This is a genomic window from Microbacterium sp. 1154, from assembly GCF_031455375.1.
Classification (GTDB): Bacteria; Actinomycetota; Actinomycetes; order Actinomycetales; family Microbacteriaceae; genus Microbacterium.
Genome location: NZ_JAVDSN010000007.1, coordinates 59,388 through 86,284 on the forward strand (window position 1 = coordinate 59,388; position 26,897 = coordinate 86,284).

Below are 26,897 nucleotides of genomic sequence, written 5' to 3' on the forward strand. Positions count from 1 at the left end.
CTGATCGAGCGAGACGAGGATCATCGGCGCGTCTGGGATGTCCTGTGTGTGAATGCCCCGAAGACCCGCCCGGATCCAGCTCGTCGACCTCTATCCCGATGCCTTCGAGTGCCTGCAGTCGGCGCGCGAGGCTGGCTACATCGTGGGAATCGCGGGGAATCAACCGAGGGGCGCAGTTCGGCAACTCGCTGACCTCGGCTTCGCGGCCGACTTCGTCGGTTCCTCCGCTGACTGGGGCGCGGCGAAGCCGTCGCGAGAATTCTTCGAGAAGGTCTTGGCGGCGTGTGCGTCATCGCCCGAGCAGGTGCTCTACGTCGGCGACCGTCTGGACAACGACATCCTGCCCGCACGCGACCTGGGGATGCGGACGGCCTTCTTGCGCCGAGGGCCGTGGGGGCATCTGCACGCGCTGAGGGACGAGGCCGCCTTGGCTGATCTTCGGATCACGTCCCTGGCCGACGTCAGCGAACTGGTGCAGCGCGGGTTCTGAAGCTCGGGTGGAAGGTTCTTCCCACGTCGAGCTGTGACGTGGGAGTCGCCGAATGCGACGCGTCTCGGCATCCCTCGCCTTCTCCCGTGCTCAGCGGGCGTCGAGCAGGGCGTCCTCGTCGTCGGCGTCACGGTCCTTCGGGCGCTTGCGCGAGCGGTGCAGGGCGACCGGGTCGACGCGGCGGCGCTCAGCGTGGGCCTTCTCGGGTACCGGGAGCTGTTCGACGACCTCGTCGCCCTCGTCGTCGTCGTCTTCTTCGCGCCGGAGCTTGCGTTCGTTGACGATCACGTAGGTGAGGAAGCCGAAGCCCATCACGGCGAACAGGATCCACTGCACCGCGTACGAGAGGTACGGGCCGGGGTCGTTGCTCGGCGGATCGACCTGGGCGGGGGCGCTTGCGGGGGCGGGGGACTCCGACATGAGGAGCCCGTAGGCGCCCTGCTCGATGGGACCGGTCTGTTGCTCGACCAGCCCGAGGTTGATGGTCGGTACCTGACCGGCTTCGGCGGTACGGCCCGAGGTCGGTGCGGCCTCTTCGGGGCGCAGGCGCACCTCGACCGTCACGTCCCCGGAGGGAGGTGCGGGGATGTCGTCGGGCTCCGACTGCTGGTTGCCGGGTGCGAGCCACCCGCGGTCGACGAGGAAGGTGCGACCGTCGTCGAGTCGGAACGGCACGAGCTGTTCGAACGCCGCCGAACCGCCGTGCGCGCGGTTGCGGACCAGCAGCTGCTCGTCGGAGAGGTACCGCCCCTGCATGCGTACGGGGCGCCATTCGTCGCCGGGGTTCAGCTCGGCGCCGGGAGCGAGGAGGTCGCCGAGGGGGACGGGGGTGGCGTCGTAGTTGTCGGCGACGAGCTGCAGTTGCTCGCTGCGCTCGGCGTTGCGTGAGAACTGCCAGTTCGACAGGAAGCCGCAGGCGATCGCGAACAGGATCGCGACACCGACGTAGATGGCCCACCGCCCGGCCGCGGGCATTTCGCGCGCGCTCATCGTGCGCACCACCCGCTGCGCACGTTGACTCCGACCGTCACGACCACGTCTTCCAGGGTACGTCGGTCGCGGAGGCGGTCACGCGCGCTCACTCGACAGGGCGGCGACCTCGACGGGGAAATCGCGGGCGCTGAGGAACTCGCGCAGGTAGGCGACGTGCTCGTCGCACGCGACCCAGGTCTTGCGACGATCGGCCGTGTGGATGCGCGGATTGCGCCAGTGGATCGCCCAAACGGCGGTGTCTCGGCATCCGGCCCGCGAGCACTCGGCGGGCTCGTCCGTCACGAGCGGTCGTCGCGCGGCGGGTCGAGGCGCGGCGTCTCGGCGATGCGGATGACGACGGGACCCGCGGCGGCGGGCGCGGGAGCGGTGGACGGAGCCTCGATCGCGCGCTCGGGGTTGATCGCTTCGGTGGAGCCCTGGTCGGCACCGACATTGGCCACGATGACCGCGAGGTAGGGCAGGAAGATCGCTCCGGCGGCGAACACGAAGGTGTACCAGCCGTACGGCGTGACGACGGCCATGGCGATGAAGCAGGCGATGCGGATCCCCATCATCACCATGTACTTGGCGAAACGGGAGTCGGCGTCCTCCCTCGGCGCCTTGGGGAGCGACGTCGCGGACTGAGCGGTGTGCGATGTCTTCACAGTGCTATCAGGGTACGCCCGTGGGGATCGCACAGGGCGCGCCCGTGCGGCGACTCTTCGACGTCGTGACAAGCCGCCGGGCACCCGAGCACCCGGCGGCAGGACCGCGATCGTCAGGCGCCGTAACGCGAGTAACTCGTGGCGGCGCTGTTGGCGATGAGGATTCCGATCCCGATCGCGAACAGGATCACGAAGGCCAGGGTGACGTAACCGATGATGACGCCGGCGAGGGCCATGCCGCGGCCGCGCTCGCCCCGTTCCTTGATCTGCTTGAGCGAGATGTGGCCCGTGATGACACCGGCGATCGAGCCCACCACCGGCAGGATCAGCACGAAACCGACGAGGGATGCCACGAGCGAGATGATCGCGAGCACGTTGGTGCGCGCGGGGGCGGCGTAGGCGCCGCCGTAGCCGTAGGCCGCGTTCGGGGTGCCGTACGCCGGCTGCCCGTAGGTCGAGGTCGTGGGCTGACCGTACGCCGGAGCGCCGTAAGCGGGCGCGCCGGAGGCGGCACCCGCGTCGGGCGCGGGCGTTCCGTAGGCGGGGGCCTCGGATGCGGGTGTTCCGTAGGCCGGGGGTGCGGGCGTGCCGGATGCCGGGGCTGCGGGCGCGTCGCTTGCGAACGGTGCGGCGCTGTCGTCGGACGGCGCCGCAGAAGCGGACGGCCCGTCTGCCTCGTACGGGGGAGCAGGGGGTGTCTCGCTCTGCGGAGCGTACGGCGAGGACGGCTGGTCGCCGCCGTTCGCCGTGTGGTCGGGGTGCTGCGGGTCGGTGGTGCGGTCGTCGCTCACGGGAGCCCCTTTCGTCGCGCGTTCCTCCAGCGTTCCAGCGGCGCAGACCCCCTGTCAAACCTCGCCGGGCGGGGCCGGGGAGCGGCCTCGGTAGGCTAGGGCGGTTCCGTCACCGCAAGCGCAGGAGTCTCACCATGTCCCAGGACCGCGTCGTCGTCGTCACCGGAGGAAACCGGGGCATCGGTCGTGCCATCGCCGAGCGCTTCGTCGCCGAGGGATGGAAGGTCGCCGTGACCGCCCGCTCCGGCGAGGGGCCGGAAGGAACGCTGACCGTGCGTGCGGACGTGACCGACGCCGCTGCCGTGGACGCGGCGTTCACCCGCGTGGAGGCCGAACTCGGACCGATCGCCGTGGTCGTGGCGAATGCCGGCGTCACGAAGGACACTCTGCTGCTCCGGATGAGCGAGGACGACTTCGACAGCGTCGTGAACACAAACCTCGGCGGCGCGTTCCGCGTCGTCAAGCGCGCCTCGAAGGGCATGCTGAAGGCCCGCTGGGGTCGCGTCATCCTCATCTCGAGCGTCGTGGGGCTGTACGGCTCCGCGGGTCAGATCAACTACGCCGCATCGAAGAGCGCTCTCGTCGGCTTCGCCCGCTCCCTCACGCGCGAACTCGGCGGCCGCGGAATCACGGCGAACGTCGTCGCACCGGGCTTCATCGAGACGGACATGACGGCGGAGCTGCCTGCCGACACCCAGACCGACTACAAGAAGAACATCCCCGCCGGGCGTTTCGCCTCGCCCGACGAGGTCGCCGGGGTTGTGACGTGGCTCGCCGGTGACGACGCCGCATACATCTCGGGCGCCGTGATCCCGGTCGACGGCGGTCTCGGCATGGGGCACTGAGGTCGGGGAGTCCGGCTCACCCCGGAAACTCGAAAACCTCTCGCGCCGCCATCGCCCCGTCGATCGCGGCGCAGCGTCAGCGCACCGCGGCGACCAGGCTCTCGGCCAACCGTTCGGGCTGCGAGAACTGCGGCCAGTGACCCGAGCCGAGCCTGACGACCTCGAGGTCGACGATCCGGCCGACCTCCTCGGCGTACGCACCCCATTCGGCGAGCACGCGCGGCAGGGAGTCCGCATCGAGCTGCCCCGACAGGATCGTCACGGGCACGGTGAAGCGTCTCTCGTCGTTCAGCGAGATCGGTGAGCTCGGTACGCGGCCGGGCACGTCGACGACGTGCTGCGCGGTGCGTCGACGCGTGTGGTCGTCGATATCGGCGACATCGTCTTCGTCGAAGAAATCCCACCCGGGAAAGGGAACGACGCCGTCTTCGACGGGGAACTCCGAGATCATCGCGCCCGGATGCGGCACGATCGTGTCGACGAGGATGACGCGCGCGACCTGGTCGGGCCGACGGTCTGCCGCACCCCAGACGACGTTGCCGCCACCGGAGTGCCCGACGAGGATTACCCGGCCACCGATGCGGTCGATCTGTGCGACGACCGCATCGACCCAGTCGTCGACGACCAGATCGCCCACGGCTGGTCCGGGCAGAGTCAACGGGTGAGGGCGATGGCCGGCCGCCTCGAGAGCGGGGGTGATGTCGTCCCACGACGACGCGTCGAGCCAGAGACCGGGAACCAGGATGACGTCCATGCGGCGAGGGTAGAACGGACCTCGGACATCGGGAAGGGGACCGGCGCGTCGGCTCGGTGGGGCGGCAGGCCGTCGCCGGAGGGATCGTCCTGGGCGGTCGTCAGCCCGGGGCGCCCCGTCAGCGGGGGAGGAGGGCGATGACCTGCGCGAGGTCGACGGGGCCGACCACGAGATCCGCGCGCCGGCGCACGGCGGGCTTGGCGTTGAATGCCAGACCCAGGCCCGCGGTCGCCATCATCTCGAGATCGTTCGCGCCGTCTCCGATCGCGAAGGTGAGGGGGAGGGGAACACCGAGCTCGGCAGCCCAGCGACGGAGCGTGTCGGCCTTGGCCGCGGCATCCACGATCTCTCCGTCGACCTCTCCCGTGAGAACTCCGTCGACGGCCGCGAGCCGGTTCGCGCGCCACAGGTCGACGCCCAGGTCGGGCGCCACGGTGTCGAGCACCTCGTGGAACCCACCCGACACGACGCCCACGACCCCGCCGCGCTCGTGCACGGCGGCGATGAGTTCGCGCACGCCCGGGGTGGGCTCGATGCGCGCGATGGCGCGCGCGAATGCGTCGGTCGACACACCCGTGAGCGCCTGCACCCGTGAGCGGAGGCTCGTGGCGAAGTCGACCTCGCCGCGCATCGCGGCCTCGGTGGCGGCGGCCACCTCGGCGCCGCGATCGGCCTCATCGGCGAGGAGCTCGATGACCTCGTTGCGGATCAACGTGGAGTCGGCGTCGAGAACGACGAGGAAACGGGCGGTCGCAGGCACGCGCTCAACGCTAGCGGTTCGAGGAACACGCTTTCGTCGGCGCCCGACTGTTCCGCTCGCCGCGGCGCGGCGCCGGATTGGCAACCGAAATACAGCTCACCGGGCGCTCAGCTGATCGAGCACCCTCCGACCCGCGGGCCACTCTCCGAGGGCGCTGGCGGAATTCAGGTGGCCGAGTGCGCCGGCCACCTCAAGATCGCTGCCCCAGCTCCGTGCGAGCTTCTCCGCCGTCGGAACGTCGCAGTACGGATCGTTCGTGCTGGCCACGACCACACTCGGGCAGGGCAACGGACGTGCGACGACGCTCACGAAGGTGGGGGCGGCGTCGGCGGGAAACGCCGCACCCGTCGGATCCGGCGGGGCGACGAGGAGCGCCCCTCGGGGATGCGGGTGGTTCGCCTGCTGCAACCACTGCGCTGCCGCCCAGCATCCGAGGCTGTGCGCGATCAGCACGACATCGCCGTGGCGTGACCGCACGACCTCGACCGCTCGCGCGATCGCTCCGACCCAGTCCGGGAGGTCGGGCTGAGACCACGACCCCGGCTCGATGCGGACCGCCCTCTCGTCGCCCCACTGCTGCTCCCACCGTGTCTGCCAATGCGAGTCGTCCGACCCGCCGATCCCGGGGACGATGACGTAACCCACCACGCTCCACCTCTGCTTCTCTCGCTGTTCGGGCCCTTCGGCAAGGCTTCGCGTTCGAGCATGATGGGATCATCGCGGATGCGCACGCACAGCAAGCGATCGCTAAGAAGGAGGAGCGAAAGTCGATGGAACCATTGGACCGAATCGATCGCCAGATCCTCGAACTGCTCCAAGACGACGGGCGACTCACCGGTGCGGAGGTCGGCCGACGGGTCGGCTTGTCGCAACCCGCTGCCAGCGCCCGCATCTCACGTCTCGAGAAATCGGGCGTCATCTCCGGCTACCGCGCCATCGTGCACGCGGGCTCGGTGGGTCTGAACATCCGAGCCGTCGTCCGCTTGCGCACGACGCACGCGCAGCTCGGCCCCGCCCTGCAGCTCGCCTCGCAGACGAACGAGATCGCCTCGACCCTGCGCGTGACGGGAGAGGACTGCCTCATCTTCGACGTCCACTGCGCCGACGCCGCTCGACTGGAGAGGATCGTCGACTCCCTCGCGCGCTACGGCCCCGTCACCACCGCGCTCGTCTTGCGCGAATACCCTGCCAAGCCCCTCAGGCCGGCAGACGTCGACGACGCGATGGCCGGCACCAGCTCGACGCGGCCGTGAGAGTCGCGGGGCCGTCGCGTGGGGTCCGCCGGGGCGTTACGGCACCCCACGCTGCTCCCTGGGCGGATGACGCTACACGCCTCGCATGGCGTCACGCGGGGTCATCGCGGGACGCACCCCGCGTAGGCTCGTGCGGTACCCCCGCTTCCTCAGAAGGGACCTCCTCATGGCCGACGTCGAAAGTTTCACCCTGGACCACACGGCGGTCCTGGCGCCGTACGTACGCCTCATCGGCACCGAGTCGGGGCCGCGCGGCGACGTCATCTCGAACTTCGACCTGCGACTCGTACAGCCGAACGAGCAGGAGATCCCCACCGCCGGGCTCCACACCATCGAGCACCTGCTCGCGAGCCTCGTGCGCGACCGCATCGACGGTCTCATCGACATCTCGCCGTTCGGCTGCCGCACCGGCTTCCACGTGATCATGTGGGGCGAGCCCGAGGTCGCGGCCCTCGTCGACGCCATCGCCGACTCGCTGCGCGCGATCGCCGAAGACGTCGAGTGGGACGACGTCCCGGGGACCGACGCGTTCAGCTGCGGCAACTACCGCGACCACAGCCTGCACACGGCGAAGGAATGGTCGAAGGCCGTTCTCGCCAAGGGCATCTCACGCGACGCGTTCGAGCGCGTGGGGGTCTGAGAGAGGGCTTCTCCGCGCGAGCGCGTCTCGCCCAACCCGCCTCATCGCGGATCTTGCGTGACGCCTTCGAGCGCGTGGGGGTCTGAACCCCCCTCCCGATGCAGAAGAGGGGCGGTGACCAGTTCGGTCACCGCCCCTCTCGCATCCGAGGTCATCGGCCTCGGGGGTCACGCGTGGACGTGCACGTCCTTGCCGACGACGGTGATTCCGGTCTCGGTGACGGTGAAGCCGCGGGCGAGGTCGCGCTCGCGGTCGACGCCGATGGTGGCGCCGGGCTCGAGGACGACGTTCTTGTCGAGGATCGCGCGGTGGATCCGCGCTCCCGCGCCGACCTGCACGCTGTCGAAGAGCACCGAGTCGGTGATGGTCGAGCCCCCTCCGGCGAGGGCCCACGGGCCGACGACGCTGCGCTCGAGGTGGGTGCCCGAGAGGACGGAACCGAGCGAGACGATCGAGTCGATCGCGTTGCCGATGCGCCCGACCGAGTCGCGGACGAACTTCGCCGGCGGGGCGTTGAACGTCTGCGAGTAGATCGGCCAGTCGTTGTTGTAGAGGTTGAACACGGGCAGGGTCGAGATCAGGTCCATGTGCGCGTCGTAGAACGACTCGATCGTGCCCACGTCGCGCCAGTACGACTGGTCGCGCGGCGTCGAGCCGGGCACGTCGTTGCGGTTGAAGTCGTAGACGGCCGCCTCGCCGCGGTTCACGAAGTAGGGGACGATGTCGCCGCCCATGTCGTGCGCCGAGGTCGGCAGCTCGCCGTCGTGGGTGACGGCCTCGACCAGGGCGTCGGCATCGAAGATGTAGTTGCCCATCGACGCGAGCACCTCGTGCGGAGCGTCGGCCAACCCCTCGGGGTTCTGCGGCTTCTCGAGGAAGGCGCGGATCTTGGTGGGGTCGGTCGGGTCGGTGTCGATGACGCCGAACTGGTTCGCGAGCGAGATCGGTTGGCGGATGCCGGCGACCGTCGCCCGCGCGTCGGAGGCGATGTGGGCGTCGAGCATCTGCTTGAAGTCCATGCGGTACACGTGGTCGGCGCCGATGACGACGACGATGTCGGGCTTCTCGTCGCGGATGAGGTTCATCGACTGCAGGATCGCGTCGGCGGAGCCGGAGAACCAGCGCTTTCCGAGTCGCTGCTGCGCGGGGACCGAGGCCACGTACGCGCCGAGCATGGGCGACATGCGCCACGTCTGCGAGATGTGGCGGTCGAGGCTGTGCGACTTGTACTGCGTCAGCACGACGAGCTGACGCAGGCCCGAATTGATGAGATTCGAGATCGCGAAGTCGATGAGGCGGTACTGACCCCCGAAGGGCACGGCGGGTTTGGCGCGGTCAGCCGTCAACGGCATGAGTCGCTTTCCCTCGCCGCCGGCGAGGATGATTCCGAAGACCTTCGGCGCTGCAGGCATGGCACCACCCTAGGGCTCAGGCAAGCGAGCGGGAACACGTTCACGGCGCGTCCCGCGCTGTACTACGGTTCGTCTCATGCGCGTCGACATCGTGACCAAGGAGTATCCGCCGGAGATCTACGGCGGAGCCGGGGTCCACGCCACCGAACTGGTGAAGGCGCTGCGCGCCGAGGGCACCGAGGTGCAGGTCCGTGCGTTCGGCGCGTCGCGCGAGGAGGCGGACACGACCTCGTACGGCGTTCCCGAAGAGCTCGCGTCGGCGAACGGCGCGATCCAAACCCTGGGCACCGATCTGGCGATCGTCTCGGACATCGCGGGCGCCGACGTCGTGCACTCGCACACCTGGTACGCGAACTTCGCCGGTCACCTGGCATCCCTTCTGCACGGCATCCCGCACGTGGTCACCGCGCACAGCCTCGAGCCGCTCCGGCCGTGGAAGGCCGAGCAGCTCGGCGGCGGCTACGCGGTATCGAGCTACATCGAGAAGACCGCGTACGAGGGTGCGGCGGCCGTCGTCGCGGTGAGTTCGGGAATGCGTGACGACATCCTGCGCAGCTACCCGTCGCTCGACCCCGACAAGGTGCGGGTCATCTACAACGGCATCGACACCGAGTCCTGGCATCCGGTGTCGGACGACGACTTCCTGCGGTCGCAGGGGATCGACCCCGATCGGCCGTCCATCGTGTTCGTCGGGCGCATCACGCGGCAGAAGGGTCTGCCCTACCTGTTGCGCGCGGCCGAGCAGCTGCCGCCCGAGGTGCAGCTGATCCTGTGCGCGGGGGCACCTGACACCCCGCAGATCATGGCCGAGGTGCAGGAGCTCGTCCGGGGCCTGCAGGCCACCCGCGACGGAGTCGTGTGGATCGAGCGGCTGCTGCCGCGGCACGAGCTCTGCGCGATTCTCACGGCTGCGACGACGTTCGTGTGCCCCTCGGTGTACGAGCCGCTGGGTATCGTCAACCTCGAGGCCATGGCGTGCGGCGCCGCGGTCGTCGGAACGGCGACGGGCGGGATCCCCGAGGTCGTCGTGGACGGTGTCACCGGACGCCTCGTGCCGATCGACCAGGTGCAGGACGGCACCGGAACGCCCGTGGATCCCGAGCGTTTCGTCGCCGACCTAGCCCGCGTGCTGACGGAGGTGTCGATGGATGCCGAGAAGGCCCGGGCCTACGGACAGGCCGGGCGTCAGCGCGCGGTCGAGGACTTCAGCTGGGCGGCCATCGCCGAGACGACCGCGGCACTGTACGCGGAGGTCGCGGGGAAGTAGGGCGGGGTTCTTCCTCCGGTCTGCCCCCCACTCTCCACAGGGCCGCGTGGCATCCGGTTCTCTCTGTCTCGGACAGTAGGCTGGAGCCATGCCCCAGGTTCTCGAGTTCTCCGACGTCGTCGTCCGCCGGAACGCGCGGGACATCGTGTCCCACCTCGACTGGACGGTGTCGGATGACCAGCGCTGGGTCGTCCTCGGCCCGAACGGCGCGGGGAAGACAACGGTTCTGCAGCTCGCCGACACGTTGCTGCACCCCACGTCGGGTGCGGTGACGATCCTCGGTGAGCGTCTCGGTCGTACGGACGTGTTCGAGCTGCGCCCGCGCATCGGTTTCGCGTCGTCGGCGATGGCCCGTCGCGTGCCGCCGGAGGAGACCGTTCTCGACGTCGTGCTGACGGCGGCCTTCTCGGTCGTGGGGCGTTGGCGCGAAGACTACGACGACATCGACGAGCGTCGCGCGCTGCGCGTGCTGGCCGAATGGAAGCTCGACCACCTCGCCGACCGCACCTTCGGCACGCTGAGCGATGGCGAGCAGAAGCGCGTGCAGATCGCCCGCGCGGTCATGACCGACCCCGAGCTGCTGCTGCTCGACGAGCCCACGGCGAGCCTCGACCTCGGGGCGCGCGAAGAACTCCTCTCGCTGCTGTCGGGCTACGCGCAGGCTCCCACCACGCCGGCGATGGTGATGGTGACGCACCACGTCGAGGAGATCCCCGTCGGCTTCACGCACGTGCTGCTGCTGCGCGACGGTCAGGTCGTGGCATCCGGTCCCCTCGACGAGGCCCTCACGGCGGACAACCTCTCGAAGACGTTCGGGATCGACATCACGCTCACGCACGAAGCGGGCCGCTGGGCGGCTCGCGCTTCCTGAGCTGCGGGGTTTCCCGGTGACCGCGGCTCAGGTCGGGGCCTGGTAGACTCTCTCGTTGGTGCCATCGGCGCCGCAGACTTTGACGTCCTGGCAGAATCCAGGACACCACTTCTCAAAGGACCTCCCATGAAGACTGACATCCACCCCACGTACAAGGCCGTCGTGTTCCGCGACCTCGGTTCGGGCGACACGTTCCTCACCCGTTCGACCGTGTCCAGCGACAAGACGATCGAGCTCGACGGTGTGGAGTACCCCGTCATCGACGTGGAGATCTCGTCGGCTTCGCACCCGTTCTACACGGGCAAGCAGCGCATCATGGACTCGGCCGGTCGCGTCGAGAAGTTCAACCAGCGCTTCAAGAACTTCGGCGGTCGTTGATCCGCAGCGGTTCCCGCAGCGAAAGCCCCTCGTCCTTCGGGACGGGGGGCTTTCGCGTATGCCCACGATGAGGTCGGGAACTCCGCTGGTGTCGGCAGCGCGCGGCGGTGTCTGGGGCGGTTCAGCGGCGCCGACCGGTGAACCGGGTGCGGTCTGCGTGACGGGCGGGTGGTGCGGTCAGTGGCTGACGGGCGGCGGCAATTCCGACGCTGAGGGCGAGCGATTCTTGTCCGGTGGGCTGTGCGGGCCGGTTCAGACGCCGGTCGCTCGTGCGGCTCGCCCCCTGAGCTCGCCCGACCGCTCGAAAGTGCCCAAGTTTTCTCGGCGGTCCGTCCACATCCGCTGGTCTCGGCGGACGTCCTCGACGACGGCGGGGTCGATATCGGCGATGGCCAGCCCCTCGCGCTCGTCGACGGACGCGATGCGGCGCCCGAGGGGGTCGAAGACGGCCGAGCCGCCGATGAAATCGCTCGGGGCGCCGATGAGGCCGCTGTAGACGACGTAGATGCCGTTGTCGAGAGCGCGCGCGGCGAGGTGGAGATCTCGACGTCGGTCGCCGCCGGGGAAGTAGGCGCCGCTGTTGAGGTAGACGGTGGCTCCGGCCTCGGACGCTGCCGCGGCGTGCTCGGGGAAGTTCGCGTCGTAACAGACCGACAGCGCGAACTCGACGTCGCGGATACGGAACGAGTATCCCCGCTCGCCGGAGACAAAAATGCTGCGCTCGGGGGCGTGCAGGTGCTGCTTCGCGTAGGCGGGGAGGGGCGGCGCGCCCGGAGCCAGCAGAACGTCGGTCAGCGTTCGGTGGAGGCCATCCTCGAGCGCGGTGTTCACCACGGCGATGATGCCGGTCTCGTCGACCGCGGCTTGCAGGGGAGCGAGCCACGCGAGGTCTTCGAGGTTCGGCAACGGGCCGCGGAAGGCGGTCTCGTCGTAGCCGGTGAGGAAGGCCTCGGGGAAGAGGACGAGTTCTCCTCCGGCGTCGGCCGTCTCGGTGACGAACTGCGCGGCGCGCGCGACGTTGACTTCGACGGCGCCGGGAACGGCTTCGGCCTGGACGGTGGCGATACGAACGGTCACGCGAACAGTCTGGCAGGGGCAGGGGCAGGGGCAGGGGCAGGGGGCAGGGGCAGGGCAGGGGCAGGGCAGGGGCAGGGCAGGGGCAGGGCAGGGGCAGGGCAGGGGCAGGGCAGGGGCAGGGCCAGGGGCAAGGACTCGGGCGTGGGCCGGGGCAGGGCTAAGGCCAGGGCCAGGGCCAGGGCCAGGGCCAGGGGCAGGGGCAGGGACTCGGGCGTGGGCCGGGGCAGGGCTAAGGCCAGGGGCAGGGGCAGGGACTCGGGCGTGGGCCGGGATGGGGCTTGAGCCGGGAGTGGTGGTGGTCCGCGGGGGCGGGTGAGAACGCGGGCGTCGGCCGGGGCGCGCAGGCCGGGACAAGTCCGAGACCTTGGCCCGGGCGCAGGGGCAGGTCCGAGACCCGTGCGGGCGCAGGGGGTGGGAGTACCATCCAGGACCATCACGGCGGGCCGTCAAAGTGGGGCGGCGAGGTCGGGACAAGCACGGCGGCGCGGGTCCGGAGTCGATGCCGGTGCCGGGGTGGGCGGCGCGGCACAAGCCCCGAGGGTGCGCTACGTTCCCCACGCAGCGTTACCGCGGGGCATCTCGTTTCTTCACAGAGTCGTTCCGGCTTCGGTCCTAGAACGGTGGTGGATCTGTGCCGTACCTCCCACCAAGGGGTGAGATCCATGCAGTGCCGCGGTCCGCCTCGCAATCGACGTCCCACCGGCTCTCATGACGCAGGCGATGGTGATGTCGGCATTTCGGGTCGAGGTTGTCGTCGTCCGTCGTCCCGCCGTCGGCCCACGCAATGAGGTGGTCGATGTCACAGTCGCGCGCGGCGCGACCGCAGCCGGGGAAGACACAGGTCGGGGAGGTGACACCGAGCCACCGCCGGAGGGCGACGGGCACGCGGTACGTCTTGCGGTCGAGCACGAGCGGCGCGCCGGTGACGGGGTGGGTGAGGAGCCGGATCCACGACGTCGCGGTGCCGGCCAGGCGCCGGGCCGTGTCGAGGTCGATTGGTCCGTACCCCTCGAGCGTGGCTGGCTGGGTGTCGTGGCCGAGAAGCGTCAGCGCGGGGATCGTGACGACGACGGTCGCCGGGGGCGCCGAGCGGAAAGTGCGCGGGGCGGCTGGCGGGGGAAGGGCGGGGACCGCCGCGTCGGCCCGTGAAGGGGGGAGAACGGTTGCGCTGGGTGCCGCAGACGGCGGCAGCGTCGGTTGGGGTGGGTCGTCCGTCATCGTCACCAGGTCGGCGAAGGCATCGGCACGGAGCTGCGCAAGCGTTCGCTCTTCGTCGGGCGCCGTGCGCAGGTGCCGGGCTGCCTGATCGAGACGCGACATCACGGCGCGGGCGCGGTCGGCGGGCAGCAGGGCGTGCAGCGACGCCATGCCGTCGAGCTCGGCTCGCATCCACACGCCGCGGTCGTGTGCGGCCCGGCGGTGGCGTGCCTCGATCGACTCGGCGTGGACGCGCTCGCGAATGGCGCGGGCGGTGACGGCGAACTTCGCGGGGGGCAGGGCCACTGCCTGCGGGCACGCTGCGTCGTCGAAGCGGTGGAAGGCGTCGGCATCGCCGGCGGGAAGAGTCGAGGCCAGACGGGCTGCGTCGACGGCGTGCTTCTCGGACAGGCGTCCCTCGGCGAAGGCCTTCCAGAGCTGCGGGCACCCGTCGGACAGCGTCCGCGCGTGGGCGGCCCTCGTGCGCACGGTCTGTTCGGAGAGGTGGAGGCGAACGGCGATCTCGGCGACGGCGGCGCGTTCGGCGAGATCGACCCGGTCGCGTCGGACGGCGCCGGGCGTGCGGTCTCGGGCGTCGTGCCAGGCGCGATCGAGAGTGGGGTCAGGCCCGACCCACGGCGTCGGATCGAAGGCGGCGTCGTCGAGGATCGCCAGAATCAGGCGGTATTCGTCGGCGGTCGCCCGCTGCCGATCGGTGACGACGCATTCGAGATGTCCCAGGCGGGCGTCGAGGTCGGCGACCGATGCAGCTTCGCCGCCGAGCGGGTCGGTGATGTCGTCCCACTCCCAGGCTCCGTCGCCATCGACGGCATGCAGCCGGTTCGGCACGTGCGGCGGCACGCCCTGCGCAGAAGAAAAGGCCACGGAGCTCGTGGGCGGGAGGTCATCGTCCGCCCACCATTCGACGTCGCGGCTCTCGCGAAAAGCTGCCCATTCGGCTTCGAGCTCGAGCTCGTCGTCGCTCGGCCAGGGCGCCCCGTCGCACTCCCGGAACACCGGCGTCGACCGGTCTTCGGAGTGTGCGGTGCGGGTCATGGCAGAACGTTATCGCCGACCTCCGACATTGGCCCCCGCGGGGCAGGCGCACGGTGAATCGCCCTGTTACGCGTGTTGAGCAAGCGAGTTCGGCGACGTCGACGAGCGATTCGTGGGCACGGAAAGTGTCCTGGGATGCCGGTGTGCCAGGGCGGATGCCAAGCGACGGCACGTCGACGGCCTGAGCAGATCTCAGGGAGATGGAACGTACCGAGGGGAATGAGCTGATGGAGACGACACGGCCTGCGGGAGACGTGAGGTCACATGATGGTTCCACGGTCACGCGCCCGCCCAGAACGCGCGTCCCCGTTCATCAGCGTCCTGACGCATACCGGGCTCCCCGGCGCCCAACGCGGGCTCGCGCAGTGCCCGGTGCCGGTCCGGCGCAGAGGAGTCATCGCCCTCGGTTCTCCCGACGGGGATGCTCACCGTGGCCGTCTTCGCAGACCGAGTGACAGCGGCTCCGAGACACCCGACCCGGCGCAGCGCGGCCGACCGCGACGCGAGCGAACCGCGGGGTGGTTCGGCAGATGACGCCCCGGGCGATGCGCAGGTGGCTCGAAGAGGCGACGCCTCCGCCCCGAACGACCCTCAGCACTGCTCGGACGGAAGACGCCCCCACCCCCGACAACCCGGGAGCGGGGGCGTCCTCGCCGAAGCGGTCAGACCGAATCCTCACCTCGCGCAACCCGCCGACGGCGCACCGCGACCACCGACAGCACCGCGCCGCCGATCAGCGCCGCCGCGGCCCACAGCGCCGCCGTGATCGGCGCTTCCGAGCCGGTCGCCCCGAGCTGTCCGGGGGCGCGCGGCGCGGCCGGAGCCGATGCCGACGGCGAAGCCGAGGGTGACGGAGCCGCCGCCGCGACCACCGGACCGAAGGGGGCGCTCGTGCGGGTCTGATCGAGGTATCCGGCGCGACCGCCCGTGACGGTGACCGTCACCGTGCGCCCCTCAGCGCCAGGGGGGATCCCGAACGTCGAGGTGGTGGCATCCGGGATCGAGGTCCCCTCGACCGCCCACGAATACGTGAACGAGGTGCCGTCGGTCCACCCGGGGGTGGTCGCGGTGAGCGTCGAGCCCACGGCGGTCTCGCCCGTGATGACCGGCGCTTGCGCGTCGACCGGGTACTCCTGCACGTCGAGGGTGCTCGCGCACGACGTGCAGGTTCCGCCGAGGCTCGTGGCGGCGGCGGTGACGAGGGAACCGCCCGAGGCGTCGTCGGAGACCGTCGCCTCGAACGTCGTCGTGGTGGTGCGGCCGGGATCGGTCGCGGGGATGGTCCAGACCAACTCGTCTCCGGTCAGGGCGACGCCGGCGGGCAGGGTGGCCGCGTCGATCGAGGCGCGGTCCAGGATGCCGCTGACATCGAGCGTCGCGGTCGAGGAGGCGAGCGGAACGAGCCCGGTGTTCTCGGCCGTGAGCGTGTAGCGCGCGGATTCTCCTCGCTCGAGCGGTGCGGTGGCCGACGACGTCAGCGCGAGAGTGAACTGGTCGGGCCACGCGGGCTTGTCGGCATCCAGGATCCAGTCCTGGTAGAACGCCCGCAGGTCGCGGCCGGAGAGCTCCCCGGCGAGCGCGAGAAGGTCGGCCCCGGTCGTGCTCGTGCCGGCGTTGCGGGTCTGCCACTGCTCGATGACGTCGAAGAACGCGTCGTCACCGATCGCCACCCGCAGGGCCGCCCAGAACTGCGACGAGCGCTCGTAGGTCTGGTAGCCGTAGAGGGAGGCGGGGTCGGTCTGGGCGCCCGGGGCGATGCTCCATTCGTCGTCGCTCGCGGGTGTGCTGTTCCACGAGTCGAAGCGGTCCTCGCGTGAGGGGGTACCTGCGCCGAACCCGTCGCTGCCGGCGTAGAAGCTCTCGGACCACGTGGCCATACCCTCGGCGACCCAGATGTCGGTCCAGGTCGTCGGGGAGACGTTGTTCCCGTACCACTGGTGGGCGAGCTCGTGCACGAGGGTGCTGAAGCCGATCCGCGTGGGGAAGAACGAGCGGTCCTGCGTCTCGAGCGCGTAGTTGATCCCGCGCGGGACGCGGTCGACGACCACTCCCGCGCTGCGCCCCGGGTAGGGTCCGTAGATCGACTCGAGGTTGCGGATGATCGGGCCGAGTTGATCCACGGCGTTGGTCACCGTCGCCTTGTTGGCGGTCGTGGAGGTCGAGTCGACGAACGACCAGGCCGGAATCGTGCCGCCGTCGCTGAGCGTCACGGTCGACTCGATGACGTCGTAGCGCCCGATCGAGATGATGAGCAGTTCGGATGCCATCTGCTCGGTCTGCTGCCACGCCCACGTCGTGCGGGTGCCGTCGGCCGACGGCGTCTTCGAGAGCAGCTCGCCGTTGCTGACCGCGGCAGCCGGAGCGGACCCCTGACCCGCCGAGTCGCTCAGGGTCGTGGGGACGTCGAGCGAGATCGAGTAGGTCGCTTTGTCACCCGGGGTGTTGTTGTGCGGGAATCCGGTCATGTTGCCGATCGGTTGACCGAGCATCGTCGCCCCGTCGGTCGTGGCGTTCCATCCCTCGTACGAGCCGTCGGCGTCGACGTGAGCCTGGGGGACCCCGTGGTACGCGACCGTCACGCGGAACTCGCCGCTGACCGGGGAGGCGGGTGTGATGATGAGCTTGTGGCGGATGGCGCCGGCGTCGCTGTCGCGCTGCCAGGCGGCGGGGCTGCCGTCGACGGTGACGGAGTCGACCTCGAGGCCCTCGAAGTCGAGGGAGAAGCTGCGCAGCGGCTCCGCGGCGCGGGCGGTCATCGTCGAGGTGGCGACGATGGAGCCCGCCACGACCGACCCGGTCTGCACCGCGTCGGGCGTCCACGCGAGGTCGATGTCGTAGTCGAGGGCGTCGTAGCCGCCGTTGCCGACGTTCGGGAACATCGCGTCGCCCGAGGTGCGGGCACCGTCGACGGGGTCGGCCGCGAGCGCAGGTGCAACGGACGACGAGAGCAGTCCCATCACCAGAGCGGCGGTGCCGAGGGTCAGGAGCGGGCGGCGCGCACCGCGAGGGTGGGAGGGGGTGGTTGTGGGATCCAGGCGCATGGGTTCTGTCGTCCGTTCAGAAGATGCGGCAGCGTCGATCGAAAGGTCGCCGCCGGGAGGGTTGCCGCCACCGTAGGGGCGGCACGTTTCGGTAGCGTGTCGATCACCGACGGCATTCGTCACAGAAGATGCATAGGGGCGAGGTCGAGGCGCCGACGGCGACCGGCGGCCTCCACGCGGCAGAGGCGCGGATGCCGAGGATCAGCGGATCGGCCAGGCTCCGTCGATCGCCGGAGCCGTGGCATCCAGGCGCCCGATCTGGACGAAGTACTCCGTGAGGCTCGCGGCTTGCGCGCGCGCCCACCCGATCTGGCGGGTGTGGAGCTCGTCGAGGGTCGAGGGCAGCCACGGGCCGAACTTCTCGGCGAGGGCCAGGGCGAGGCGTCCGGCGGCGACGGCGTCGGCGCAGGCTTCGTGAGCGGATTCGAGGGGCACGGAGTAGTGCTCGGCGACGACCGACAGCGTGCGCTTGCCGCGCCGGTACCGGTCGAAGGTCTTGTCGACCACGAGCGGATCGATGACGGGGGCGGGCGCGGCGATGGGGGTCACGCCGTGGCGCACGGCCTCGTTCTTCAGCATCGAGAAGTCGAAGGGCGCGTTGTAGGCGACCACCGGGATGCCGGCGGCGAACAGCGCCGCGAGAGCGTCGACGACCTCTGCCACGACGCGCGGGGCGGGAGCGCCGTCCGCGCGGGCGCGCTCGGTGGAGATGCCGTGGATGGCGGAGGCCCCCGCCGGGATCTCGACGCCGGGGTCGGCGAGCCAGTCGCGCGCGTCGACGACGTGGCCGTCGGCGTCGAGGACGCCCACGTGGGCCGTGACGATGCGGTCGTTCTCGACATCGACGCCGGTCGTCTCGAGGTCGAACACGCCGACGAGGCGCGCCCACTCGGGCGTTTGGAAGAGGGGGAGCGGCTCGGCCTGCCACGTGGTCATGCGCTCACGGTAGAGCGGGCCTCCGACATCGCCGTCGAGGCGCGCAGAGCGGGGCGGACGACGGAGGGCGCTCGGGTGGGTGCGGGTGTCCGACGAGCGCCGGGCCCCAGGGCGGGTGGCTCGAACGGCGGGCGAGGTCTCCACGAGGCCCCGCACAGCGGTCGTGTACCCCCTCGTAGACTCGATGCATGCCGAACCCCTACGCCGAACGCCTCGCTCAGATCCCCGTCGTTCGGCGCGAGGCCGGCGTTCTCGGGGGGACGACGGCGTACTGGGTGTACGGCGACGACGACGCCGAGACGACGATCGTCGCGGTGCACGGCTTCCGCGGTGAGCACCACGGGCTCGATCCGGTGGTGGCGCATCTTCCCGGCATCCGGGTCATCTCTCCCGACCTTCCCGGGTTCGGCGAGAGCGCGCCGTTCGTCGGTCGTCCCCACGATCTCGACACCTACGCCGGGTGGCTGCGGGCGTTCGTCGAGGAGGTCGCTCCGGATGCCGTCGTGCTCGGCCACTCGTTCGGCTCGATCGTGGCGTCCGCAGCGGTGGCGGGCGGACTCTCGACGCCGAAGCTCATCCTCGTCAACCCCATCGGAGCGCCCGCGCTCGAGGGGCCGCGCGGCATCCTGACCCGCCTCGCCGTGTTCTACTACCTCGCCGGGGCGAAGCTCCCGCGCGCCCTCGGCGACGGGCTGCTGCGCAACGGCCTCATCGTGCGCGTCATGAGCAACGCCATGGCCAAGACCCGCGACCCCGACCTGCGCCGTTTCGTGCACGAGCAGCACGACGAATACTTCTCGCGCTTCGCCGATCGCGACGTGCTGCACGAGGCCTTCGTCACGAGCGTCTCGCACGACGTGCGCGCGTTCGCTCCGCGCATCGCGCAGCCCACGCTGCTCATCGCGGCCGAGAAGGACGACATCACGCCCATCGAGGCCGAGCGCCACCTGGCGACGCTGTTCCCGGACGCGCGGCTGATCGAGATCCCCGAGGTCGGGCACCTGATCCACTACGAGACGCCCGAGGCCGCGGCATCCGCGATCCGGGAGTTCGCGGGCTAGATCACGCCGGCGCGTCGGCCTTGCGCCGGCGGTACGCGTTCACGTTCATGCGGTTGCCGCAGTTGCCCGCGTCGCAGTATCGCTTCGAGCCGTTCTTCGAGAAGTCGACGTAGACGCCGTTGCAGTCGTCGGCGTCGCACACGCGCACGCGGTCGTACTCGTCGGCTCGGATGACGTCGACGAACGCCATCGCGGTCTCGACGAGGATGCGCATCGCGAGGGGCTCGCCGGGGTCGCTCGCGTGGATGTGCCAGTCCATGTCGTCGTGGCGCACGAGCTGGGGGAGGGCCCGCCCGTCGGCGAGCATCGCGTTCACCCGGGGCACCGCTCCATCGCGGTCGGTGCTCCACAGCTCGTGGAGGCGGGGGCGGATGCCGCGGACGGCGACGAGCTCGCGGGCGTCGCGCGTACGCGAGCCGGTGTACCCGTGGCGCGCGGTGAAGGCCTCGAGATCGGAACCCTCGACGAGGCCGTCGACGCCGCTCGTGTCGGTGTCGGGCAGGGTGTTGACGAGCTCGACGGCGGCGCGCAGCACGAGTTCGGTGTCACGGATGAAGACCACGTTGACTCCTGACAGGTAGAGGCCGTACTGTCACGAGTGTAAACCCCCTTCACTCGTGACAGCAGGCCCGCATGACCACGTCCTCCGTGACCCTCCCGCGTCCCACCCACCGCGGCTCCAGCGCCGTCACCGGCCTCGCGATCGCCGTCGCCTCGGCCCTGGCGTTTTCATCGAGCGGTCCGTTCGTGAAACCCCTGCTCGACGGCGGATGGTCGCTCGGAGCGGTGCTGCTCGTGCGCATGGGGCTCGCGGCGCTGCTGCTCTCGCCCGCGCTCGTGCGGGCGATCCGTCGCCAGCGCGGATTCGTGCGCCGGCACGGACTGCTGATCGTCTCGTTCGGGCTCACCGCCGTCGCCGGGTGCCAGCTGTTCTACTTCGCCGCGATGCAACGCATGCCGGTGGCCGTCGCGCTGCTCATCCAGTACATCGCGCCGGTGCTCATCGTCATCGCCGTGTGGGTGCGCACCCGCCGGTCGCCGTCGAAGGCCGTGCTCGTCGGATCCGTCGTCGCCATGGCGGGCCTCGTGCTCGTCGTCGACATCAGCGGGGCGCGCTTCGACCTGCTCGGCACGATCTTCGCGCTGTGCGCCGCGGTGTGCGCGGCGGCGTACTTCGTCATCGCCGGACGCGCGGGCGACGACCTCCCGCCGCTCGCCCTCGCGGCCGGTGGCCTGCTCACCGGGACGCTGCTCATGGGGGTGCTGGTGCTCACCGGAGCGCTGCCCTTCGCCGCCCCTTCGATCACCGTGTCGCTCGCGGGGCTCGAGCTCCCCGGCATCCTGCCCCTGCTCTGGGTGGGGGCCGTGGCGACCACCGTGGGCTACGCGCTCGGGGTGATCGCCGTGCCGCTGATCGGTTCGCGGCTCGCGTCGTTCGTCGGGCTCAGCGAGGTGTTGTTCGCGCTCGGCTTCGCGTGGCTGCTGCTCGGTGAGACGCCCGCGCCGATCCAGTTCGCGGGCGGCGCGCTGATCCTCGTGGGCGTGGTCCTCGTACGGATGGACGCCGGCAGCCCGACCGAGCAGAAGACCGAGACAGCGAGCATCCCGGTGGTGCCGGCGCCGTAAGGCGGGGTTTCGGCGGCACGAGGTCGGTGGTCCCGTCGCGTGCGGTGGCTGAGGGCGGGGCTGACGTCGGGTGCGGGGGCGCGGACGATGGCCGTGTCGTGGGGCGTCAGGTGTAGCCCCGGGGCGTTGGGTGTGGCCACGGGGCCACGAAGGCGCGGGGCAGATGTGTGGAAGCGGCCCGCGGGGTCGAGCCTCGAGGTGGCCGGCTAGATCTCCTCGCGAGCCAGCTGCATCAGCGGCCCGACGCGATAGCCGATGACCTCGCCCATCACGAGCGAGGTCTCGGTGCGCTCGACGCCCTCGATCGCGAGGATGCGCGCGTCGGTGTCGAAGAGGTGCTGGGTGTCGCGGCACGCCACGCGCACGAGCAAGTCGACCTGCCCGCTCAGGCCGTGCGCCTGCAGAACCTCGGGCACCTTGGCCAGCTCGGCGCGAATCGCCGGGAGCTCGGCCTGGCGCACCGTCACCTGAAGGAACGCCTCGATCGGGAAGCCGAGGGCTTCCGCCGACAGGGTGCGTTCGTACGAGAGGAAGACGCCCCCGCGTTCCAGGCGGCTCATGCGCGCCTGGACGGTGTTGCGGGAGAGTCCGAGTTTCTCGGCGAGCGCGACGACGGTGGCGCGCGGATCGGCGGACAGGGCGCGGAGGAGGTCGAGGTCGACCGCGTCGAGCTTGCTCATGGTGCGAAACATTAGCAGCGCGGAGGGCGGCCGGGGTGGGCACGATGCTCAATATGACGGCGAGGTCTTGAGCGGGGTGCATTCCGCGCGTACGGTCGGCCCCGTCGGCGGTGCTGCCGGCATCCGTACGCCCCCGCTCTCACGAGGAGCCGGGGCCGCACTGGAGGGATGACGATGACGTACACCCAGACGCGAGGCTCTTCCCCGGGAAGCGCCGACGGCCACGACGCCCTCGATGACGTGCTCCGTCTTCTCGAGCCCGACGGTTCGCGGACGGCCGATGACACCCTCGACCCCTGGGTCGCGGATCTCTCGCCGCACGAGCTGCGCGCCCTTCACCGCGACATGGTCCTCACCCGCAGACTGGATGCCGAAGGCGTCGCCCTGCAGCGCCAGGGTCAGCTCGCGCTGTGGGCGCCGTGCCGCGGCCAGGAGGCTGTGCAGGTGGGGACGGCCCACGCCCTCGCCCCCGGCGACTTCGTCTTCCCGAGCTACCGCGAGCACGGCGTCCTGCTGGGCCGCGGGGCCCAGCCCGCCGACTACGTGCTCGCGTGGCGCGGCGAGGAGCACTCGGCCTACGACCACACCACCATCAACGCCGCTCCTCCCCAGATCATCATCGGAGCGCAGTCCCTGCACGCCACCGGCTGGGCCATGGGCGCCCAGCGAGACGGGTCCACCGACGTCGCCGTCGCATATTACGGTGACGGTGCGACCAGCCAGGGCGACGTCAACGAGGCGATGGTGTTCGCCTCGTCGTTCCGGGCCCCGGTGGTCTTCGTCTGCTCGAACAACCAGTGGGCGATCAGCGAACCCGTCACCGTCCAGGCGAAGTACCCCATCGCGGGCCGGGCGCCGGGGTTCGGCATCCCGAGTCTCCGCATCGACGGGAACGACGCCCTCGCCTGCGTCGCCGCGATGCGCTGGGCGCTCGATCGCGCGCGCCGCGGTGAGGGGCCCTCGTTCATCGAGGCCGTGACCTACCGCATGGGTCCGCACACCACGAGCGACGACCCCACGCGGTACCGTGACGCGGCCGAGGTCGAGCATTGGGCGCAGCGCGACCCGATCGCACGGCTCGAGGCGTACCTGCGCGCCGAGGGGATGCTCGACGATTCCGGCATGGCCGAGGTCGCTCGCGCGGCCGACGCACTCGCCGCCGAGGTGCGCGCGGCGTGCATCGGCGCGACGACCCGAGCACCCGAGACGATCTTCGACCACGTGTACGCGGAACCGCACGCCGGACTCGCGCAGCAGAGGGCGGAGTACGTCGAGTACCTGGCCGGTTTCGACGGGGAGGGTTCGCGATGACTTCCCTCACCCTCGGTTCCGCGATCAATGCGGGGCTCGCGAGGGCGCTAGACACCGACGACAGGGTCCTCCTCATGGGCGAGGACATCGGAAAGCTCGGCGGCGTCTTCCGCGTGACCGACGGCTTGCAGCAGCGGTTCGGTGCGCAGCGCGTCGTCGACACCCCGCTCGCCGAGGCCGGCATCGTCGGCACCGCGGTGGGTCTCGCCCTGCGCGGTTATCGACCCGTCGTCGAAATCCAGTTCGACGGGTTCGTCTACCCCGCGTTCGACCAGATCGTCTGCCAGGTCGCGAAGCTGCACTACCGCAGCAGCGGCCGGATCCGGATGCCGCTCGTCATCCGCATCCCGTGGGCCGGCGGTGTGGGCGCGGCCGAGCACCACTCCGAATCGCCCGAGGCGTACTTCGTGCACACCGCCGGTCTGCGCGTGGTCGCGGCCTCGAATCCGCAGGACGCGTACGTCATGCTGCAACAGGCCATCGCCTCCGACGACCCGGTCATCTTCTTCGAGCCGAAGCGCCTGTACCACTCCAAGGGCGAGGTCGATCTGGATGCCGACCTGGCCGACGCCCCGCCCCTGCACCTCGCCCGCGTCGCCCGCGAGGGCACCGACGCGACGATCGTCACATACGGCGCCCAGGTGCGCACGGCCCTCGACGCCGCGCTCGCCGCGGAGGACGAGGGGATCTCGCTCGAGGTCGTCGATCTGCGTTCGCTGTCGCCGGTCGACATGAACACCGTCGCGGCATCCGTCCGCAAGACCGGACGGGTCGTCGTCACCCACGAGGCCGCGCGCGAGGCGGGGATGGGGGCCGAACTCGTCGCGAGCATCACCGAGCAGTGCTTCCACTACCTCGAGACCGCGCCGCAGCGCGTGACCGGGCACGACATCCCCTATCCCCCCTCGAAGCTCGAGAAGCATCACGTGCCGGATCTGGACCGGATCCTGCACGCGGTGGACCGTGTGCTCGAGCGCGGTGCGGCGGGCGGAGCGCCGGGGAGCGCGAGCGCGTCGACCGTCGGAGGGGGCGTCCGATGATCAGCGAATTCCGACTTCCCGATCTCGGCGAGGGGCTGCCCGAGGCCGAGATCGTGCAGTGGCACGTGTCCGAGGGCGACACCGTCACCCTCAACCAGACCATCGCCGAGGTCGAGACGGCCAAGGCGATCGTCGAGATCCCCTCGCCCTACGCGGGCATCGTGCAAGGGCTGCACGCCGCCGCCGGAGACATCGTCGAGGTCGGGTCGCCCCTCGTGTCGTTCGCGGTCGAGGGGGCGGATGCCGAGAGCCCGGCGCCTACGGAAAGGACACGGGTCGACGGTGGGGGCACGCGGACGGGGACCGGCCCGGCAGACCGTCTCGCTGAGTCGCGTGCCGACGGGCCGTCGTCGGACCTCGAGGAACGGCGTGTCGCCGACGACGTCCGCACGACGGCGGCGGGGGAGACCGGTCGCGCGACGCCCAACCTCGTCGGCTACGGCGCCGCGCCGACGTCGGGCAGCAGGCCGCGTCGCCGGGCCCGCGGAGCGGGAACCGTCGCCCTCGACACCGACCACGCCGTCCGCGAGGCCGCCCCGCACGACATCGTGCGCACCGGCCCCATCGACCTTCCGCTCGAGCGACCGCGGTCCACACCGCCCGTGCGCAAGTTCGCGAAAGACCACGGAATCGACCTCGCCCTCGTCGCGGCCGCCCACCCGGGCGAGCTGATCACCCGCGTGCACGTCGAGGAGTACGCCGAGCAGGTTGCGTCGGCACCGCCGGCGACCCCGCCCGCGGGTGTCCCCGCATCAGGGGGAGACCGCGTCACCCGCACGCCGATCCGAGGAGTGCGCAAGTACACCGCCGCGGCGATGGTGCAGAGTGCGTTCACCGCTCCGCACGCGACGACCTTCCTCACACTGGACGTGACCGCGACGACCGAGTTGCTGGCATCCCTCAAGACCGACCGCGCCCTCGACGGGCACAAGATCGGACTGCTGGCAATCGTCGCGAAAGCCGTGTGTCTGGCTCTCGGGAGGACGCCCGCACTGAACGCCCGGTGGGACGAAGCGGCGGGCGAGATCATCGAGCACCACTACGTGAACCTCGGCATCGCGGCCGCGACCGACCGCGGTCTCGTGGTGCCCGTGATCGCGGATGCCGACCGCCTCGACCTCGTCGACCTCGCCGACGCGATCGCCGACCTCGCCACCACCGCGCGCGCCGGGCGCACGACGCCCGCCGCCATGACCGGCGGCACGTTCTCGATCACCAACGTGGGCGTGTTCGGGGTGGATGCCGGGACCCCGATCCTCAACCCCGGTGAGGCCGGGATCCTCGCCGTGGGCGCTCTGCGCACGACGCCGTGGGAACACCAGGGCGAGATCGCGCTGCGCGACGTGCTGACCCTCAGCCTCTCGTTCGACCACCGGCTTGTCGACGGGGCCGAGGCGGCCCGCTTCCTCACCGACGTCGCCGGTGTGCTCCGCGAGCCCGGGCGGGCGATGCTGCTGCGCTGAGTCGGCGGTCGGGTTCCGGTGTCGCGGACCGGGTGCCGGGGGAGTGGTCGCCCTCGGCACCTCCGGCGCGCGCGGGTGCGTTGAGTGTCCAGGACATGCCTTGGGTTCCGGTCTGCGTGCGGCGTGTTTTGGACGCTCGCGTGGACACTCCCGTGGGCGTGGGTTTGTGCGTTGAGTGTCCAGAACACCCGGACGCGATGCCGGGGGCGTCCGGGTTTCTTGGACACTCACGACCGGCGGGCGGGGTGAGGTGTGCCGGCGGGGACGGGCGCGTCGAGCGTCCAGGACATGCCGTAGGCCCCGGTCCGCGTGCGGCGTGCTTTGGACACTCGCGGGGACGCTCCCGTGGGCGTGGGCGTGGGCGTGGGCGTGGGCGTGAGCGTGGGCGTGGGCGTGCGTTTGTGCGTTGAGTGTCCAGAACACCCGGGCCGGATGCTGGGGGCGTGGACGTGCGTTTGCGCGTTGAGTGTCCAGAACACCCGGACAGGACGCGAGGGCGTCCGGGTTTCTTGGACACTCGACGGGCCGCGGAGCTGCTTCAGGACGGGCGGATGCCGTGGCTCAGGCCGTCAGCGCTGCGAGGGCCATGCGGGTCAGGGTGGGGCGCACACGTGACGTGGGCACGCCCCGCACGCTGTGCGGTGTCGAGTTGATCAAGCCGAAGCACGCGAGGGCGCGCACACGGCGTTCGGCCGGGGACTCGGCATCCGGATCCATTGCTGCGAGAGCCGCCGTCCAGACAGCGACGTACGCGTTCTGCAGGTCGCGGACCGTGCGACGATCGTCGGGGGCGAGGCGGTCGAGGTCACGGTCCTGCACGCGGATCACGTCGGCCTCGGCGAGCGCGAACGCGACGTGGAAGTCGACGAGGGCGCGCAGGACGGTGTCCGGGTCGTCCGTGGTGCGGTCGTCGGTTCCGGTGCGGTGGTTCTCAGCCGCCGCGGAGGAGGCGTCGGGGCCGGGCCGTGCGTCGCCCGACGCCGGGGGATCCTCGAGAACCGCGCGGCCACCCTGCAGCAACCGCTCGCTGACGTCGACGAGGATGGCGCCGAGCAGTGCCTGCTTGCTCGCGACGTGCCGGTACACGGCGGGGCCGCTCACCCCGGCCGCCTCGCCGATGTCGCCGAGGGTCACGCCGTCGAAGCCGCGCTCAGCGAACAGAGTCGCCGCAGCGGCGAGCAGGGCCGCGCGGCGGTCGGCCTTGGCGCGGTCGCGCGCCGTGCCGGTGGGTCGGGCGGAGCTCACGCCCTCGGCACCCGTCGGCGACGGGTCGACAGTGTCTGTCGAAACTCTTGTCATCGGCATCCGCTC

General features: G+C 70.7%; 27 protein-coding genes. 12 read left to right on the plus strand and 15 right to left on the minus strand.

Translation table 11 applies throughout. From position 1 onward, the window contains the following. Positions 1 to 52: 52 nt before the first annotated feature. Entirely contained in the window at positions 53 to 490 is a 438-nt protein-coding gene (locus J2X55_RS16260) for an HAD family hydrolase (protein ID WP_309824656.1), read from the plus strand. 90 nt (positions 491 to 580) lie between these two features. Here the strand turns inward: J2X55_RS16260 and J2X55_RS16265 are convergent, their stop codons facing one another. From J2X55_RS16265 to J2X55_RS16280, 4 genes are all read right to left on the minus strand, one after another. After that, complete coding sequence (locus J2X55_RS16265; protein WP_309824657.1) at positions 581 to 1,480, minus strand: SURF1 family protein; 900 nt, start codon at positions 1,478 to 1,480, stop codon at positions 581 to 583. A 78-nt stretch (positions 1,481 to 1,558) separates the two neighbouring features. Further along, positions 1,559 to 1,765 (minus strand): hypothetical protein, encoded by a 207-nt coding sequence (locus J2X55_RS16270; RefSeq protein ID WP_115918771.1) that lies wholly within the window; start codon positions 1,763 to 1,765, stop codon positions 1,559 to 1,561. Continuing rightward, positions 1,762 to 2,127 carry a DUF3099 domain-containing protein gene (locus J2X55_RS16275; protein ID WP_309824658.1) on the minus strand — a complete coding sequence of 122 codons (366 nt, stop codon included), beginning with the start codon at positions 2,125 to 2,127 and terminating at the stop codon, positions 1,762 to 1,764. Before J2X55_RS16275 ends, J2X55_RS16270 begins: the two co-directional genes overlap by 4 nt. Positions 2,128 to 2,240: 113 nt before the next feature. After that, positions 2,241 to 2,918, minus strand: a complete 678-nt coding sequence (locus J2X55_RS16280) for a DUF4190 domain-containing protein (RefSeq protein WP_309824659.1) — start codon at positions 2,916 to 2,918, stop codon at positions 2,241 to 2,243. Positions 2,919 to 3,052: 134 nt separating this feature from the next. On the opposite strand from J2X55_RS16280, the gene fabG reads away from it, so the two are divergent. Then, positions 3,053 to 3,763, plus strand: coding sequence for a 3-oxoacyl-ACP reductase FabG (gene fabG, locus J2X55_RS16285; RefSeq protein ID WP_309824660.1), 711 nt, complete (start codon positions 3,053 to 3,055; stop codon positions 3,761 to 3,763). Positions 3,764 to 3,839: 76 nt separating this feature from the next. On the opposite strand, the gene J2X55_RS16290 is transcribed toward fabG, so the two are convergent. From J2X55_RS16290 to J2X55_RS16300, 3 genes are all read right to left on the minus strand, one after another. Then, positions 3,840 to 4,517, minus strand: coding sequence for an alpha/beta hydrolase (locus J2X55_RS16290; protein WP_309824662.1), 678 nt, complete (start codon positions 4,515 to 4,517; stop codon positions 3,840 to 3,842). Positions 4,518 to 4,635: 118 nt separating this feature from the next. Further along, the gene (gene serB / locus J2X55_RS16295; protein WP_309824663.1) at positions 4,636 to 5,277 is read right to left on the minus strand and encodes a phosphoserine phosphatase SerB; all 642 of its coding nucleotides are present in this window, start codon (positions 5,275 to 5,277) and stop codon (positions 4,636 to 4,638) included. A 96-nt stretch (positions 5,278 to 5,373) separates the two neighbouring features. Next, positions 5,374 to 5,922, minus strand: a complete 549-nt coding sequence (locus tag J2X55_RS16300) for an alpha/beta hydrolase (RefSeq protein ID WP_309824664.1) — start codon at positions 5,920 to 5,922, stop codon at positions 5,374 to 5,376. 125 nt (positions 5,923 to 6,047) lie between these two features. On the opposite strand from J2X55_RS16300, the gene J2X55_RS16305 reads away from it, so the two are divergent. Together J2X55_RS16305 and J2X55_RS16310 are read left to right on the plus strand one after the other, a co-directional pair. Next, on the plus strand, positions 6,048 to 6,530 hold the full coding sequence (locus tag J2X55_RS16305) for an Lrp/AsnC family transcriptional regulator (protein ID WP_309824665.1): 483 nt from the start codon (positions 6,048 to 6,050) through the stop codon (positions 6,528 to 6,530). Between the two features lie 166 nt (positions 6,531 to 6,696). Beyond that, complete coding sequence (locus J2X55_RS16310; RefSeq protein ID WP_115918755.1) at positions 6,697 to 7,170, plus strand: S-ribosylhomocysteine lyase; 474 nt, start codon at positions 6,697 to 6,699, stop codon at positions 7,168 to 7,170. Between the two features lie 167 nt (positions 7,171 to 7,337). Here J2X55_RS16310 and glgC read toward each other — a convergent pair whose 3' ends face one another. Further along, positions 7,338 to 8,582: a glucose-1-phosphate adenylyltransferase gene (glgC, locus tag J2X55_RS16315; protein ID WP_103209774.1), complete on the minus strand. Its 1,245-nt coding sequence runs from the start codon at positions 8,580 to 8,582 to the stop codon at positions 7,338 to 7,340. Between the two features lie 76 nt (positions 8,583 to 8,658). Here glgC and glgA point away from each other — a divergent pair, with 76 nt between their 5' ends. The 3 genes from glgA (at position 8,659) to J2X55_RS16330 (ending at position 11,098) form a co-directional block, all read left to right on the plus strand. Then, positions 8,659 to 9,849, plus strand: a complete 1,191-nt coding sequence (glgA, locus tag J2X55_RS16320; RefSeq protein ID WP_115918753.1) for a glycogen synthase — start codon at positions 8,659 to 8,661, stop codon at positions 9,847 to 9,849. An 88-nt stretch (positions 9,850 to 9,937) separates the two neighbouring features. Continuing rightward, entirely contained in the window at positions 9,938 to 10,720 is a 783-nt protein-coding gene (locus J2X55_RS16325) for an ABC transporter ATP-binding protein (protein ID WP_210112915.1), read from the plus strand. Positions 10,721 to 10,846: 126 nt separating this feature from the next. After that, positions 10,847 to 11,098, plus strand: coding sequence for a type B 50S ribosomal protein L31 (locus J2X55_RS16330; protein ID WP_013586710.1), 252 nt, complete (start codon positions 10,847 to 10,849; stop codon positions 11,096 to 11,098). 252 nt (positions 11,099 to 11,350) lie between these two features. On the opposite strand, the gene J2X55_RS16335 is transcribed toward J2X55_RS16330, so the two are convergent. From J2X55_RS16335 to J2X55_RS16350, 4 genes are all read right to left on the minus strand, one after another. Continuing rightward, positions 11,351 to 12,175 (minus strand): carbon-nitrogen hydrolase family protein, encoded by an 825-nt coding sequence (locus J2X55_RS16335; protein WP_220338166.1) that lies wholly within the window; start codon positions 12,173 to 12,175, stop codon positions 11,351 to 11,353. 612 nt (positions 12,176 to 12,787) lie between these two features. Next, positions 12,788 to 14,428 carry a DUF222 domain-containing protein gene (locus J2X55_RS16340; RefSeq protein ID WP_309824667.1) on the minus strand — a complete coding sequence of 547 codons (1,641 nt, stop codon included), beginning with the start codon at positions 14,426 to 14,428 and terminating at the stop codon, positions 12,788 to 12,790. A 662-nt stretch (positions 14,429 to 15,090) separates the two neighbouring features. After that, on the minus strand, positions 15,091 to 17,469 hold the full coding sequence (locus J2X55_RS16345) for a M1 family aminopeptidase (RefSeq protein ID WP_309824671.1): 2,379 nt from the start codon (positions 17,467 to 17,469) through the stop codon (positions 15,091 to 15,093). A gap of 201 nt (positions 17,470 to 17,670) precedes the next feature. Continuing rightward, on the minus strand, positions 17,671 to 18,405 hold the full coding sequence (locus tag J2X55_RS16350; protein WP_309824673.1) for an exonuclease domain-containing protein: 735 nt from the start codon (positions 18,403 to 18,405) through the stop codon (positions 17,671 to 17,673). A 188-nt stretch (positions 18,406 to 18,593) separates the two neighbouring features. On the opposite strand from J2X55_RS16350, the gene J2X55_RS16355 reads away from it, so the two are divergent. Beyond that, positions 18,594 to 19,466: an alpha/beta hydrolase gene (locus tag J2X55_RS16355; protein WP_309824674.1), complete on the plus strand. Its 873-nt coding sequence runs from the start codon at positions 18,594 to 18,596 to the stop codon at positions 19,464 to 19,466. 1 nt (position 19,467) lies between these two features. Here the strand turns inward: J2X55_RS16355 and J2X55_RS16360 are convergent, their stop codons facing one another. Next, complete coding sequence (locus J2X55_RS16360) at positions 19,468 to 20,028, minus strand: CGNR zinc finger domain-containing protein (protein ID WP_309824676.1); 561 nt, start codon at positions 20,026 to 20,028, stop codon at positions 19,468 to 19,470. Between the two features lie 71 nt (positions 20,029 to 20,099). Here J2X55_RS16360 and J2X55_RS16365 point away from each other — a divergent pair, with 71 nt between their 5' ends. Then, a complete protein-coding gene (locus J2X55_RS16365) occupies positions 20,100 to 21,092 on the plus strand; it encodes a DMT family transporter (RefSeq protein ID WP_309824677.1) in 993 nt (330 codons plus the stop codon). A gap of 206 nt (positions 21,093 to 21,298) precedes the next feature. On the opposite strand, the gene J2X55_RS16370 is transcribed toward J2X55_RS16365, so the two are convergent. Next, on the minus strand, positions 21,299 to 21,772 hold the full coding sequence (locus J2X55_RS16370; protein ID WP_056232426.1) for an Lrp/AsnC family transcriptional regulator: 474 nt from the start codon (positions 21,770 to 21,772) through the stop codon (positions 21,299 to 21,301). A gap of 174 nt (positions 21,773 to 21,946) precedes the next feature. On the opposite strand from J2X55_RS16370, the gene pdhA reads away from it, so the two are divergent. The 3 genes from pdhA to J2X55_RS16385 are packed head-to-tail and all read left to right on the plus strand — an operon-like array spanning position 21,947 to position 25,586. Beyond that, positions 21,947 to 23,083 (plus strand): pyruvate dehydrogenase (acetyl-transferring) E1 component subunit alpha, encoded by a 1,137-nt coding sequence (pdhA, locus tag J2X55_RS16375; RefSeq protein ID WP_309824681.1) that lies wholly within the window; start codon positions 21,947 to 21,949, stop codon positions 23,081 to 23,083. Then, positions 23,080 to 24,123, plus strand: a complete 1,044-nt coding sequence (locus tag J2X55_RS16380) for an alpha-ketoacid dehydrogenase subunit beta (protein ID WP_309824682.1) — start codon at positions 23,080 to 23,082, stop codon at positions 24,121 to 24,123. Before pdhA ends, J2X55_RS16380 begins: the two co-directional genes overlap by 4 nt. Continuing rightward, entirely contained in the window at positions 24,120 to 25,586 is a 1,467-nt protein-coding gene (locus tag J2X55_RS16385) for a dihydrolipoamide acetyltransferase family protein (protein WP_309824683.1), read from the plus strand. Before J2X55_RS16380 ends, J2X55_RS16385 begins: the two co-directional genes overlap by 4 nt. Before the next feature lie 561 nt (positions 25,587 to 26,147). On the opposite strand, the gene J2X55_RS16390 is transcribed toward J2X55_RS16385, so the two are convergent. Further along, positions 26,148 to 26,831: a TetR/AcrR family transcriptional regulator gene (locus J2X55_RS16390; protein WP_309824685.1), complete on the minus strand. Its 684-nt coding sequence runs from the start codon at positions 26,829 to 26,831 to the stop codon at positions 26,148 to 26,150. Between the last annotated feature and the right edge of the window lie 66 nt (positions 26,832 to 26,897).